At 57.5% G+C, this 14,975-nt stretch carries 7 protein-coding genes; 1 reads left to right on the forward strand and 6 read right to left on the reverse strand.

What is annotated here, in order from left to right; genetic code table 11:
* Nucleotides 1–353 precede the first annotated feature (353 nt).
* On the reverse strand, nucleotides 354–2,819 hold the full coding sequence (locus VF639_RS12145; RefSeq protein WP_414654713.1) for a bifunctional YncE family protein/alkaline phosphatase family protein: 2,466 nt from the start codon (nucleotides 2,817–2,819) through the stop codon (nucleotides 354–356).
* A gap of 451 nt (nucleotides 2,820–3,270) precedes the next feature.
* On the opposite strand from VF639_RS12145, the gene VF639_RS12150 reads away from it, so the two are divergent.
* Entirely contained in the window at nucleotides 3,271–4,719 is a 1,449-nt protein-coding gene (locus tag VF639_RS12150; protein WP_331146173.1) for a Gfo/Idh/MocA family protein, read from the forward strand.
* Between the two features lie 87 nt (nucleotides 4,720–4,806).
* Here VF639_RS12150 and VF639_RS12155 read toward each other — a convergent pair whose 3' ends face one another.
* The 5 genes from VF639_RS12155 to VF639_RS12175 all read right to left on the reverse strand — a co-directional run bounded on the left by VF639_RS12155 (nucleotide 4,807) and on the right by VF639_RS12175 (nucleotide 14,970).
* Nucleotides 4,807–5,919, reverse strand: a complete 1,113-nt coding sequence (locus VF639_RS12155) for a winged helix DNA-binding domain-containing protein (protein WP_331146174.1) — start codon at nucleotides 5,917–5,919, stop codon at nucleotides 4,807–4,809.
* A 2,687-nt stretch (nucleotides 5,920–8,606) separates the two neighbouring features.
* Complete coding sequence (locus tag VF639_RS12160; RefSeq protein WP_331146175.1) at nucleotides 8,607–10,859, reverse strand: xanthine dehydrogenase family protein molybdopterin-binding subunit; 2,253 nt, start codon at nucleotides 10,857–10,859, stop codon at nucleotides 8,607–8,609.
* Between the two features lie 258 nt (nucleotides 10,860–11,117).
* Complete coding sequence (locus tag VF639_RS12165) at nucleotides 11,118–13,373, reverse strand: xanthine dehydrogenase family protein molybdopterin-binding subunit (RefSeq protein WP_331146176.1); 2,256 nt, start codon at nucleotides 13,371–13,373, stop codon at nucleotides 11,118–11,120.
* Nucleotides 13,370–14,362 carry an FAD binding domain-containing protein gene (locus tag VF639_RS12170; protein ID WP_331146177.1) on the reverse strand — a complete coding sequence of 331 codons (993 nt, stop codon included), beginning with the start codon at nucleotides 14,360–14,362 and terminating at the stop codon, nucleotides 13,370–13,372. The genes VF639_RS12165 and VF639_RS12170 overlap by 4 nt, the downstream gene beginning before the upstream one ends.
* Entirely contained in the window at nucleotides 14,359–14,970 is a 612-nt protein-coding gene (locus VF639_RS12175; RefSeq protein ID WP_331146178.1) for a 2Fe-2S iron-sulfur cluster-binding protein, read from the reverse strand. Before VF639_RS12175 ends, VF639_RS12170 begins: the two co-directional genes overlap by 4 nt.
* Nucleotides 14,971–14,975 lie beyond the last annotated feature (5 nt).

The raw sequence follows: 14,975 nt of genomic DNA on the forward strand, positions 1-14,975 counted from the left end.
ATTTCTGGCTTCCTGACTGTTGCTGCCCTTTGCAACCACTTTTGGCTTGATTTCAACTCCTTTCAGGTGGTTGACTACGACACGCGACGGGTCTCAGGTAGTAAGGTGAACATGACCCTCATCTACGTCAGTTATCGCTCTTTAAAAGCCTTGCTGCGCGGCAAAACCACAATGCCGACGGTAACTTTCCGAAGCGCTGATGTAAAAAAAGCAGGCTAAAGTTGATTATACGGTTACTGTAAGGTGTGTTTGATAGGTCGTGTGTGGGTTACAGTTTGTACATCAAGTGCCGTATACCATGCTTTATGCGGAGAACAACTGGTCTGATCTTGGCACGACTTGCGGCAATTAGCTTATTCATCGTCGTCATCGTCGTCCTTGCGCTTTTGCTCTAGCTGCAGGAAGGCGCCCCGGCGAGGAGCTGGTGCCACGGCATTCTCGCCTTTGATGGCCTTCCAAATCACTTCGTTCAGCTCTAGGTCCGGAATGGCATCCTCATTGGCTAGGTTGAAGTGCTCCGACTTCTCGGCGCTTTTGTTCCAGGCCACGTTGCGGGCATTTAAATCCACCTGGGGGGCTTTGGCTTGGTAAGGCGTCAGGGTGGGCATGGGAGCGAAGCAGTCGAAGAGGGGCAGGGCCGCGGCATCATACTGGCTCATGGGCGGCAAACCTAGAATCAGCTCCATAGTACGCAGCACTCCCGAGGTGGAATAAAGGGTGTGGTTGACGCTGCCTCGGCGCGTGTAAGGGCTAATGATGAAGGCAGGCGAGCGGTGAGCGTCTACGTGGTCGGGACCGTTCTGCGCATCGTCTTCCAGCACAAACACCGCCGACTCCTTCCAGATGGCACTTTTCGACAAGTGCTCTACTAGTTGGCCAAGGGCGAGGTCGTTATCGGCCACGGCGGCGATGGGCGTGTACTTGCCCCGGCGCTGGCCGCTGGTGTGGTCGTTGCTGAGGCGAATGGTGCTGAATTGCGGAACAGCATTGCGGGCCAGCAGTGAATCGAAATCTTGCTTCCAGATCCGGACCCGCTCCACGTCCTGGATGTCCATGTTGAAGCCAGGCGACTTCGGGCAGATGTGGTTTTCCAGCGACTTTAGGGTGGCTTTGCCCTCGTCGGCAAACTCGCCGTAGCTGCGGTAGCTCAGGCCGGCCCGCTGGCAATAGTCCCAGATGTAGCCGTCGCGGGGGTAGGCTATTTTGCGGCTGCCCTCGTAGTCGTAGGTGCCGCCGCGGCTGCCGTAGCTGGTGGGCCAGGTTTTTTCGGTGTAGTCGGTGGCGTAGGCGGCCATGCTCCAGTTGTGGCCGTCGGCGCTTACTTCGGCATTCACATAGAAATTGTCGAGCAGCACAAACTCGCGGGCCAGCGCGTGGTGGTTGGGCGTCACTTTCTCGGGGAACACGCACAGCGACGAATCGCCGTTGCCTTCAAGCATATCACCTAGAATCTGGTCGTAGGTGCGGTTTTCCTTGATGATGTAGAACACGTACTTGATGGGTGACTTTTCCCCGGTTCGCTGCGGAATTGGGTTACCGGCTTCCCGTTTCCCGGTGGCTTCTATTTGCCCCGTGAAGGGCGTGTTGGCATACACTTGCTTGGAGTAAGTGTTCAGCTGCGCTTCGTCGGGCTGGTTGATAAACGACAAGGTACCCTTGAACAGGCCGCCGATGTACTGCACCTCCTGCTGCCCGGTGACGCCCGCGTGCGAACCGCTATTATCGGTTTTCTTGACCGGTTGCGGGCCCGCCGGATTCGGCAAAGAGGAAAAGCCCTTCCCGTTGGCAACCAGAATTTTGCGTCCCAACGTTTTCACGCTGGTAGGGTACCAGCCCGTTGGAATAAAGCCTCGGGACGAGCTTTTTCCGGGGGTAGCTACATTGAATACGGCCAAGCAATTGTTGTCGGCGTTGGCGATGTACAGCGTTTTCTCATCGGGCGATAGTGCCAGCGCGTTGGTGGTCGAGCCGGTTAGCTTGGTTGGGTACAGTGCCGTGGAAATCACTTCCAGCACCTTGCGGGCGCGGGTGTCGATCAGCGAAACCGAGTTGTCGTTGGCGTTGGCCACGAACAAGTAACGGCCGTTATGGGTCTGGATCAGCTCGTTGGGGTGGCTTTCGGTGGCAACTTCACCGGTTAGCTGTCCTGTTTGGGTGTTGTAGACAGCCACTTTATCGCCGCCCCAGAGGGATACGTAGAGCGTCTTCTTGTCGGGGGAGAGTAGGCAGCCGTAGGCTTCGTGCCCGAGCGCCACCTTCTTCACTGTGGTTTTCGAGCGGGTGTCGACTACATAGAGCGAGTTGTCTTCCTTGGTAACCACGTACAGCCGGTGCTGCTTGTCGTCGAGCGCAAGGCCGGTGGGGCTGATCTTCTCTTTGGGCCAGGCTTTACCCAGCCGCAGCGTGTCGGGCTGACCGAGCTTGTTGCCTGCCGTGCCGTACACGAGAATAACGTTATCGTTGCCCCCGGAGGCGTAAAGCTGCTTGCCGTCGGCGCTGAACTTGAGCCCGTACCAGGACTTGGCAATAGCCTTTTCATCGAGCACCTTTTCGGTATTCGGATCGATCAGCTGGATGGTTTGCTGACTCTGGCCGTTGTTGGTAACGGCCAGCAGCTTGGCGTTGGCCGATAACTGCATGTTCAGCGGCAAATCGCCCAAGGGCAAGGATGAAGTACCCGCCGGGCTCAACGACCAGCCGTTGGGCAGCAGCACCCGGCTGGCTGGTTTGTTGGTGGGCAGCTGCGCCTGGGCGCTGTCAATAAAAAGAGTAGCGCTTGTCAACCAACATCCAACCAACAATTTATGAGCAGTACGCATGGAAAAATTGATTCTAAAGTGCTTGAAAAACGTGGAAAGGCGTTTGCCGGAACGCAAGTAAACGGCTTCATTTAATGCCCAACCCTAAACAGGATGCTAGCGCCTAACGAAGGCAGCGGCTAATTAACCCAAAGCTAGCGTCGCGAATCTATCCAGCTATTCATTGGGAAGTTACTATTGTGTTATGCGTCACAAGTAGCAATTTATAAGGCAGTTACAGGCCAGCTGCATTCTGTTGTCCCGACATGCCGCGCCTCAAGCGGCGAGGGGAACCAGAGTACAATCGTTGTAACAGTTTCACCCAGATTCCGCCGGCATTGGAATGAGATTCAGTATCCAATAAACGCTCAGTGGAAGCAGGAGAGATGATGCAGTTTCAGCCGCAAAGACAAAGTGGGACAAATCCGTATCTTTTCGTCGCACTCATCCTACCCATTCTTTCTAAACTGCTATGAGCAAGACTCCTGATTCCCCGTCCCGCCGCGAGTTTATCAAGCAAAGTGCCGTGGCCGCGGCCACCTTCATGATTGTGCCGCGCTTCGTGCTCGGGGGCAAAGGCTACACCGCCCCGAGCGACCAGCTGGTGGTAGCCGGCGTAGGGGTAGGAGGTAAGGGTGAGAGCGACATAGCGGCCTTCGCCAAAACCGGTAAAGCCCGGATGGGCTACCTCTGCGACGTGGACGACCGCCGGGCCGCGAAATCGGTGCAGGCTTTTCCACAGGCCAAGTACTACAAAGACTGGCGGCAGATGCTCGACAAGGAAGGCAAGAGTATCGACGCCGTATCCGTCTCGACCCCCGACCATAACCACGCCGTAGTGGCCCTGGCGGCCATGCAGCTCGGCAAGCACGTGTACGTGCAAAAGCCTCTCACCCACGACCTATTTGAAGCCCGCGCCCTGACCGAGGCCGCCAAACGCTACAAGGTGGTGACGCAAATGGGAAACCAGGGCGCTTCCAACGACGGCGTGCGGCAATTGCGAGAGTGGTACGACGCCAAGATTATCGGCGACGTGCACACGGTATACTGCTGGACCGACCGGCCCGTTTGGCCCCAAGGCATTGCCTGGCCTACCACCAAAGCCAGCACCCCAACCGAGCTGGATTGGGACCTATGGCTCGGCACGGCGCCCTACAAAGAGTACATCGACAAGCTGGTGCCCTTCAACTGGCGCGGTTGGTGGGACTACGGCACCGGCGCCCTCGGCGACATGGGTTGCCACCTGCTCGAAGCTCCTTTCCGCGTCCTGGACCTGCAATACGCCAAGTCCGTGCAAGCCAGCGTGGGCAGCGTGTACGTCGATGAGTTCAAACGCGGTTACTTCCCCGAGAGTTGTCCGCCCTCCAGCCACGTCACGCTCACCTTCCCGAAAACCAACAAAACCAAAGGCGAAGTAACCTTGCACTGGATGGACGGTGGCATTCAGCCCGAACGTCCCGACGAGCTAGGCCCCAACGAAGTATTCGGCGACGGGGGCAACGGCATCCTCTTCGTGGGCAAGAAAGGCAAGATGATGGCCAGTACCTACTCCGCCGACCCCCGCTTGCTGCCGACCTCGCGCACCCAGGAAGTGAAAGTGAAGCAGACGTTGGCGCGCGTGCCGCAGGGGGCCAACGGCCACTACGGCCAATGGGTGGAAGCCTGCTTGGCCGGCTACGGCAACAAGGAAGTGAGTTCGCCTTTCGAGCTGGCGGGTCCGCTCACCGAAGCGCTGCTCATGGCCAATCTGGCCATCCGGGGCTATGATCTGCAACGCCCCAACACCTCGGGCAAGGGCATGATTTATCCCGGTCGTGGCATCGAACTGCTGTGGGATAATCAGCAGATGAAAATCACCAATCTGGATGAAGTCAACCAATTCGTGAAGCGCGAGTACCGCCAAGGCTGGCATTTAGGATAGGCTTGTCAGGGCATGCATGGTCTTACGGTTGTTTCAGTGGCTGAAGCACGAAGCGCAACGCCTGCGCTTTGCGCTTCAGCCTGCTTGTTATCCGCTCTGAGCGGCGGAGCCTGGATGGCTCTCATGCAGGGTTACACTGCCGAGCGGTAGGCCCCAAAAGTGGCAGTATTGTTCGGCTGCTTCAGTTACCTCTTGCTGCGTGACTTGGGTTTGCAGAAAGAAGTTGGCAGTAAAGTCAATAGAGCTCTTATTGATTTTCCGGCTCCATGTGCCTGCAATTTGCCCATCAACTACCACCATTGGCTTGAACACACCGTTTTGGCGAGGGCAGATTTTATGTAAATACTCGGTGGCTACCACGGCACTACGGTCCTTGTATCCTAGGAAGTACTCATCGAAGCCGGGCAGTAAGTAAAGCCTGGCTATAGGCGAGGCAATGGTGGGAGTTGCGGGCATCCACAGGGTTTTGCCGGCTGTTTTTTCTGCAGATAAGCTTGCATGTATGGCTTCTAGTCCTTGCCGGGCCTCCGCGACGGGTAGACCCAGCCAGCCGGCAAAGTCGTGCAGAGTGGCCGGCCCGTGGCTGGTAAAATAGCGGGCCGCAAGCTCGGCCAGTGATTCTTCCCTGGATAAATTGCGCGCATTAGGCACCCATTCTTCCAGCAACACGAACGTCTGCTCGGTTGCCTGCCGCGGGCCGAAGCACAAGAAACCTTCCAAGGCAAGGCTCCACAGCAAATGGTAGCCGCGCTGGCCGTTGGTGCGGATGCCGGCTTGCTCCAGCAACTGCATCAGCGCCGACCGGGTCAACGGCTGGCCGCCGTGCAGGGCCTCGTAGAAAAGCGCTTTGCTTTGGTTGATAACTCCTTGATCCAGCTCTAGCTGCTTGCGCCTTGTGCCTGCGGCAGCCAATAGCCGAGGACCGAAAAGCTTCACCAGCCACATGGTGTCTTCGGCAGAGGCAAAGTGGATGGTGCCCCGCATGAGCCAAGTTAGCACGACGGTTTTATCGGCAACCGCCTGCTCAACCGCCAGGCGAGACGGGACTTGCGTGCGTAGTCCAACCGCCCACACCACCTGCCCGTAATCCTGCGCCTGCATAGCACCCATCCAGCGCACTACTGCCGCCGGATCAGCGCCCTTTTCCGCCCCAACCAGTTGATTTTGTATTCGTTGGCGAGCAATGGCTGCGTGTTCCATATTTGCCTTTTTAACGGTTCAGAGTGCAACTACTAAAAGTTAGACGGTTCAGTTATTCGCGGCTTGGCTTCCAGCTTTCATTTCCAGCAAAAATGCCTGCGTAGCGTACTCTTTGGCTTCGACTTGATACGGCCAATCATGTGAAGTGCCCCTTGGCAGTGGCTTTGGGGCCAACAGAGCAATTTGTTTGCACTACAATTGAATATGAAAAACACCCTGCATCCCATCTTCTGATTCAACGCTGAATTAAAAACAAGGCTTAGAACTTCCTCCTGGCTCCTCTTTCTTTTCCGCCCCATTCGCTAATCTCTTTTGCTTCCCTCTCTATGAAAGTTCTGCCTGCTCTCTTAGCCACTGCAATAGCACCCAAGTACCGTTGGCTTGGCCTGTTATTGCTAGTGATGCTTGGATTGCTATCAGGCTCAGTATCGGCTCAAGTTGCTTCGCTGTCAAAGGTATGGGTACCCGACCTGGGCAATGGCACCTACAAAAACCCTGTGCTCTACGCCCATTACTCCGACCCCGATGCCGTGCGGGGGCAACCTACCTGTCTCTTTGTGCACCTCGATGCGCCTGCACTCCCGCAGTATATACTTACAAAATGGGCTGCTTGTAAAAAACTATCGCCTTTCGTTGATCATATGCGCTCAACGCGACAATAGAAAGGTAAGGATCATAAGAAATAACCTTGGAACATAGCAGCCGAGTTGAGAATATAGCCTACTTAATTTAATTTTTTTAAGATCAAAAAAGCTTTGGTCAACTACTGTCGGCCAGTTATTATAAAAATTTCAATGCAACAGTTCCCTGCCAATGTTAATATTGTTAATAATAATATTTATAAATAATCATGAAAAAGTTTTAATACCAAGCAGCATATGCAGCCACTTCCTCGCATATTATGACTCTTTTAAGTTAAAATAGAATTAAAATCATTTGAAAATAGAATAAGTACATTATCTTCGTTTCAACAAATCTATCTACTCCAATGTGAATCGTGCCGTACGGGCGTAATGCCACGAAATCAATGTAGCCGAGTTTACATCGGTCAGCTCCTTTAGGACGCTGGATTTTAAGGTACGTCCCTACGGCATCGTAGGAGAGTGGACACGTATGCGGTTAAGTTCCCACAACTTTTAGCCTTCGGGCCTCTGCATTTCTTGGTGTGTCGTGTGTTCAGCTAGCTTCAACTGCCAAGTGTCCTGCCTACACGTAGGCTCTCTTGTACTATTAGGGCAGCTTCTACACTAGAACGGCACACTATCGTCTGCGAATGTTCAGCTCTGCCCTTCTGCTTTAGTAACATCGCTTTGGTCTTTAAACGGCTTTAGGATGTCTCTCCACGACCTCGCTATTAGGGTGCCTGCCTGCCCTTAGCAACACTTCTCAGCTTCCAACTCTTACATGCTTTTCCATGTATCGCTCAGGTTTTATTTCTGATTTACTGTCTTTCCCCGTTCCTCCATTCACGCGTGCTAATGCTTTGTGCCGTAGTCTTACTATGACTTCGACTACCTACAGAGGATGGCGCGTAGTTCTGTTTCCCATTCGTTACCGCTTAGACATCAATGTTTTGCGTCACAGCGGGTACCGGTTGGCCACTCAGTCTTATGATAGCGTGGTGAGCTGTGGTTGTAATGCGCGTTGGTTTAATGCTACAACCCGACAGTTGTCTGCCATTTGCCACGCAGCCAGTGCTTGGGGAGGGAAACAAGCAGAACGTTTTGTTGCGCACACAAGATTTACTGCCCGGTGGTAAAGTAGGTGTGATAGTCCTTCTATGGCTGGTTACCTAATCTCACACATCCTTCTAAAGTAGCATACGCCAGCCTGGTGCTAATTTGCCTGTAGTGCTTCGTTGAAGATTTACTGTTCCGTAATTGCCCATTTATGCAATAGGTCGGTGGTGGATATACTATATGGCAGCTCGTCCCCTGCTAGCATTCATTCAACATAACTGTAGCACTTTATCATCAGATTGACAGCCTGTAACCGGCGCCGTTTAGGTCGCCGGTTACAGGCTGCTCTGTTGGGTAGCGGCTCTATTTCGTTTCTGAAATTAGTGTGGACTGGCTAGTGTAATTTTTGAAGGCACAAGTCGCTGAACGCTTGGCAGCACTCATTCTCTAGGCTGACGGCGTAGCCCCCGAACTCGGGTAGCAAGTGAATGTAAGGTCGCGTGCCGTGGACTGGACACTGAACTTCCCGCAGTTTATTTTTGATTTGAACTACATAGTAAGCCTCCGCCTTTTTATCAGACTTGAGCAGGCCTGTATCAATCCCGACGGTTCGCTGGATAGAAACTCGGAGCATAGCAACTAGAAAACTAAGAAGATTACAAGCCACTAAACTAGCGCTATTGCTTGTTAACCCTTGCTTGGTCGCTCCTGCTTTCGTTGAATGCCGCTTCAGGCGTAGTGTAAGCTGCCTCTGTCCAATTGAATGATTGCCTTCAAGCTAAGAGGCCATTCGAGCTATTCCGGAAAAATGCAAAATTACTTGCGCATAATGCTAGCCGTATATCTTTAACTTACTGCCTAGTTTGCATCAGCAAACCGACAGCCCAAGGTAGCACTTAGCTGCTTAAGTCTCGTCGGGTACTCATAGCTAGTTGTTTCGCACCAGCCACACCAGTTTCGTGCTGACAAAAGAGTTTGTCTATCTGTCTGAATGCTTTACAGCTTCATTTACAATAGCTTATCGGGGGTAATGGGTAAGCTGCGCACGCGCCGGCCTGTGGCATGATACACAGCGTTGGCTACGGCAGCGGCGGCGCCGGTCATGGCTATTTCGCCGGCTCCGTGGGCTCCCATAGGCGTGTGGGGGTCGGGGATGTTGAGAGCGTACGCTTCAATGGACGGCAGACCCGCCGCAACGGGTACGTGGTATTCGCTCAGGCTAGCGTTGGGAATACGGCCGTCGCGTAGGTCCCAGGCCGTATCCTCCCACAAGGCCATGCCGATACCCATGGTGATAGAGCCAAGAAACTGCGAGCGGGCGGTTTTGGGATTGAGGATGCGACCACAGTCGTACACGCCCACCCAGCGCGTAACCTGCACTTCACCGGTATCTTGGTGCACGCGCACTTCACAAAACTGCGCCCCAAACGACTGAAACGAGTAGGCTGCTTGGGTTAGCTTATCGTACCAGCCCGCGGGTGTCTGGCCACTGGCTTCGAGGCTGCTGCGACCGTGGCGAGCTAGTAGGGCAACGTAGTTTTCACCCTGAGTGGGCTGGCTTTTCAGGAATAAGCCACCCGCGCGGGCCTCAACTTCGGCCGAAGTGGCGTAGCGCAGAGGGGAGCCTTTGCCTTTCTGCGCCAGAGTAAGCACTTGGCGCTTGAGTGCTTCGCACGCTTCGGTCACGGCTGCGCCCACCGTCGCGGTGGTGGTAGAGCCATAGCTGCCGCTGGCTTTGGGCAGGTGCGTATCGCCGTACTCGAAGCGGACGTGCGTCATGGGCAGGCCTAGCTGCTCAGCCGCATACTGCGTCATGATGGTAGAGGTGCCGTTGCCCATTTCGTGGGTACCGCACTGCACTACCGCCGTGCCATCGGCGCTAAGGATAATCTTAACTTCCGACCGGCGCTTGTTGGCCGGGTAGTAGGCGCTGGCCGTGCCCCAACCAATCAGCCATTCGCCGTCGCGCATCGAGCGGGGCTGCGGGTTGCGCTGCTGCCAGTTGAACTTCTCGGCCCCTAGCTCGAAGCATTCCTTTAGATGCCGACTAGAAAACGGGACTCGCTCGGTGGGGTCAACGGCCGTGTCGTTGCGCAGGCGCAGCGCCACGGGGTCCATGCCGAGGGTGTAGGCCAGCTCGTCCATGGCGGCTTCCAGCGTATTCATGCCCAGGGCGTCGCCGGGGGCGCGCATGAAGGTGTTGGGCACCATGTCGAGGCGCACGAGCTGCTGCTGAATCAGTAGGTTGGGGCAGGCGTAGAGGTGGCGGGCCGGAAAGGAGAAATGCTCGGGAAAAGTGTTTTTGGTGGAGCTGGCCGTGATGCCGGTGTGGATAAGGGCCGTGAGCTTACCGGTGGCGTCGGCGCCCAAGGCGACGCGCTGCTCACTCGGCGTGCGGCCGCCGACCATGTAAAACATGTCTCTGCGCGGTAAGTCCACCTTCACTGGTTGCCCCACCACTTTGGCCGCCATGGCCGTTAGGGCCACGTGCGGCCAGGCGCGGCCCTTGCTACCGAAGGCCCCACCCACAAAAACTGAAATCACCCGCACGTTGTCGGGAGGCAGTTGAAACATTTCGGCCAGCATCTTTTGCCCGCCGGTGATGTACTGGCTGGAATCGTACACGGTCAGGTGCTCGCCTTCCCAATACGCCAGCGTGTTGTGGGCTTCAATGGGGTTGTGGTTGTAGGGCGGGGTGTGGTAGGTGCAGTCCACCTTGTAAGGAGCCGCGGCCAGAGCTGCTTCGGCGTCGCCTTTCCGTACTTCCGGCTTTTCACCCATCACCTTTTTCGGCACGAAAGCGTGGGGCTTTTCTGCTGGCAGCGACAAACGGGCGGGTCCGCCGGGGGCGTAGCTGACTTGCAGCCGCGCCCCCGCTTCCTGTGCCTGATCCAGCGTTTCGGCTATTACCATGGCCACCGGCTGCCCGTGCCAGAACACCTCATCGGTGTTAAGGGCCACCAGCGTAGTGGGGGCCGCGCTAGGCTCGGGCTTGCTTGGGTCGAACTCATCGGGCTGCTTCAGCCGGGGCGCGTTTTCGTGGGTGAGCACGGCCAGCACGCCGGGGTACAGCGCAACTTCCTGCGTGTTGATGTGCGTGATACGGCCCCGGGCAATAGTGCTGCGCACCAGCACGCCGTGGGTGACGTGCGGCACCGGTATTTCGGCGGTGTAGCGGGCCTGGCCGGTCACTTTAAGGGCTCCATCGACCCGGTTTAGCGGCTGACCGACCAGATGGGAATTGCTTGTTTCCACACGCATAATAGAAGAGAAATGACTAGGATAGAAAGCGCGCCGCTAGGTTGTTGAGACACAGCCCTTAGCTGCGCCGACCTTCGGTTCGCGTGTCGGCGTTGCTGACGTTGTGTAGACAGGTGCCAACGTGTTTATATAGGGGCAGCCCGGGTTGTTCGATGTAGAGACGCGATACTTCGCGTCTCTACAAACTGCTAAGGCAATGAAGCAAGTAAAAAGCATTTACCATCAGCAAGGTCCGCTGCTTCAGTGTGACCATTCCATTTACAGCAGCTTGTCAGGCGTGATGGGTAAACTGCGGATGCGCTTGCCGGTGGCGTGATAGATGGCGTTGGCAATGGCGGCTGGTGTGCCGGTCACGCCAATTTCGCCGATGCCGTGGGCGCCAAGGGGCGTGGCCGGGTCGGGAATGTCGAGGTAGTGTACTTCGATGGGTGGCAGGCCGGCGGCTACGGGCACGTGGTACTCGCTCAGACTGGCATTGGGGATGCGGCCGGTGTGTAAGTCCCAGTGGGTTTCCTCCCACAGCGCCATGCCAATGCCCATGGTGATGCCGCCCAAAAACTGCGAGCGGGCGGTTTTGGGATTGAGGATGGTGCCGCAATCGAACACCCCGACCCAACGCGTAACCTGTACTTCGCCTGAATCGGCATGCACACGCACCTCGCAGAACTGCGCCCCGTACGAGCCTGTTGACACGATTTTGTGGTTGCGGAGCTCCTTGAGCTGCGGCTTGGAGTCGCCTTCGCCCTCCATTACCACGCCGGGGTGGCGGGCCAGAATGGCGGCGTAGGTTTCGCCTTGCAGCGGGTTGGCCAGCAGCCACAGGCCGTTTTTGCGGGCGGCTACTTCGTCGTAGGCCGCCCCGCGCAAAGGAGAGTTCTTGTCTTTCTGCGCGAGCTTGAGCAGTTGCTTTTTAACGTCTTCGCAGGCCAGCGTAACGGCTGCGGCCACCGTGATGGTGGTGGCAGAGCCGCCCGTGACGGGCGTTTCCGGTAGGAAGGTGTCGCCGTACTCGAAGCGGACTTTCTCGGTGCGCAAACCCAATTGGTCGGCGGCGTGCTGCGCCTGCACGGTGGCCGTGCCCATGCCCATTTCGTGGGTGCCAGACTGCACCACAGCCGAGCCATCAGGGAAAAGCAGCACTTTGGCTTTGGCGGGGCGTTGGAGCACGTGGTAAGTAGCGGTGGCCACGCCTTGCCCAATCAGCCACTCGCCCTCGCGGCGCCGGCCGGGCCGTGGGTCGCGCTGGTCCCAGCCGAATTTTTCGGCGCCCAACTCGTAGGCGGCTTTCAGGTTGCGGTTGGTGAAGGTGATGTGCTTGGTGGGGTCCTTGGCCGGCTCGTTGGCAAAGCGCAGCGCCACCGGGTCCATGCGCAGCTGATAAGCCAACTCATCCAGCGCCGACTCCAGCGCAAACGAGCCCACCGAAAAGCCGGGCGCCCGCATAAAAGTATTGGGCACCATATTCAACTCGGTGTACCACTGCTCGATCCAGAAAGCCGGCATGTCATAGAGCATGCGCACCGGCAGCGTGAGCTCCTCAGGGTACATGTTGCTGTCGGAGCAGGCCGTGTAGCCGGTGTGGATGATGCTGGTGAGCTTGCCGTCGGTGTCGGCACCAATGGCCACGCGCTGTTCGGTCATCGACCGGCCGCCTACCATGTAAAACAGGTCTTTGCGCGGCAGCTCGATCTTCACGGGCCGCCCCACCACCTTGGCCGCGGCGGCCGTCAGCCACACGTGGGGCCAGGCATTGCCTTTGCTGCCAAAGCCCCCGCCCACAAACGGCGACAACACCCGCACGTTGTCGGGCTTCAGACTGAACTTCTCGGCCATCAAGCGCTTGATACCGTGGATGAACTGCGTGGAGTCGTAGACGGTGAGGTGCTCGTCGTCGTTCCAGTAAGCCAGCGTGGTATGCGGCTCGATGGCGTTGGCATTCATGGCCGGCGTGGTGTACAGCTGGTCGACCTGGTAGGGGGCGGCGGCCACGGCGGCTTCCGCGTCGCCTTGCTTTTCCTTGGGCTTCTCACCCGACACATCAGGAGGCTTTTTGGCATTGGGCTTCTCTTCCTCCATCGACAGCACCGGCGCCTTCACATCGGTATACTCCACCCGAATAAGGTTGGCGGCTTCCTGCGCCTGATCTTGGGTTTCGGCTACCACCAGGGCCACCGGCTGCCCAAACCAGTGAATGTCTTTGATGTTGAGAATGCGCAGCTCGGTGCCGGCGGCGCTCGGGCTTTGCTCGCCGGGGTTGAACGCCTTGCTTTTCTTCATCCGGGGCGCGTTTTTGTGGGTGAGTACGGCCAGCACGCCGGGCGCTTGCTCGGCCGCCTTGGTATCGATGCGCTTGATGCGGCCCCTGGCAATGGTACTGCCCACCAAGTAGCCATGAACGGTGTCGATAACCGGAAATTCGGCGGTGTAGCGGGCCTGGCCGGTCACTTTCAGCGGGCCATCGACCCGGTTGAGGGAGCGGCCCACTTCGCGGGTACTCATGGTTTTGAAAGTCATGCGAAGCTGCGTTCGGTCAGGGTGGTAAGGGCCCGCACCAGCGTACGGGTGGCCAACTCGATCTTAAAGGTGTTGTGCTCGAAGCCAACGGCGGCCTGAAGCTCCGCTTCGGCAGCCCGCCGGAACAGCTCGGGCGTGGCCGGCGCGCCGGTCAGTATTTCTTCGGCCCGGTGCGCCCGCCAAGGCTTGTGCGCTACCCCACCCAGCGCCAGCCGGACGTTCTGAATGCGGCTGTCGGCCAGTTCCAGGGCGCCTGCCACCGACACCAGCGCAAAGGCAAAGCTCGGCCGGTCGCGCACTTTGAGGTACAGCGAGTTGCGTACCCAGGGTAGGGCCGGCAGGTCGATGGCCGTAATCAGGTCTTCGTGGCTCAGGTTGGTGTCGCGCTCGGGCGTGTCGCCGGGCAGGCGATGAAACTCGCTCATCGGAATGCTGCGTGCGCCGTTGGGTCCCTGCACCTGCACCACTGCGTCGAGGGCGGCCAGGGCCACGGCCATATCAGACGGATGAGTGGCAATGCACTGCGGACTAGTGCCCAAAACGGCGTGCAGGCGGTTGTAGCCGTCAAGCGCGCCGCAGCCCGAGCCGGGTTGCCGCTTGTTGCAGGGCGCGGTGGTATCGTAGAAATAGTAGCAGCGGGTACGTTGCAGCAGGTTGCCGGCGTTGGTAGCCATGTTGCGCAGCTGCGGCGAGGCGGCACTCAGCAGCGCCTGCGCCAGCACCGGGTACCGCTCGCGCACCAGAGGGTGGTTGGCCGTGTGGCTGTTGCGGGCCAGGGCCCCCAGGCGTAAGCCGCCATCGGGCAGCTCCTTTATTTCAGCGAAAGGCAGGCCGTTGATGTCCACCACTTCGTTGGGCCGCTCCACGTTCTCGCGCATCAAGTCAACCAGATTGGTGCCGCCGCCAATGAACTTGGCTTCCGCGTTGTGGGCTACCGCCCCGAGGGCCGTGTCGGCGTCGGTGGCGCGGGTGTAGATAAAGCCTCTCATGCGCGCAAGGGGTTAGGCTGCTGCTCGTACACTTCCCGAATGGCGTTCAGGATGCCCACGTAGGCGCCGCAACGGCAGATGTTGCCGCTCATCCGCTCGCGCAGCTCCACGTCGGTCAGGTTCACTTCGGTGGCCGTCAGGTCCTCACTTACAAAGCTGGCGTCGCCTTGCGCTACTTCTTGCAGCATAGCCACGGCCGAGCAAATCTGGCCGGGTGTGCAGTAGCCGCACTGGTAGCCGTCGTGCTCGATGAAAGCGGCCTGTAAAGGGTGCAGGTGGTCGGGTTGGCCGAGACCTTCGATGGTGGTGATGTCTTGGCCTTCGTGCATCACGGCAAACGTCAGGCACGACTTAATTCGCTCCCCGTTCACGAGCACAGTGCACGCCCCGCACGCACCTTGGTTGCAGCCCTTTTTGGTGCCGGTCAGGCCAATAAACTCGCGCAGCGCATCCAGCAAGCTTACCCGCGGTTCAAGCTGGAGCTGGTGTTGTTGCCCGTTGATTTGCAGGCGGACCGGAATAAGGCGCGGATCAGCGGCCTGCGGCGGCGCTTGTCCCGCATGAGGCACGTCGCCGCGCAGAATCTGCTCGATGGTACTGCTGCTCATAAGTA

It is taken from the genome of Hymenobacter sp. (assembly GCF_036387835.1).
GTDB lineage: Bacteria > Bacteroidota > Bacteroidia > Cytophagales > Hymenobacteraceae > Hymenobacter.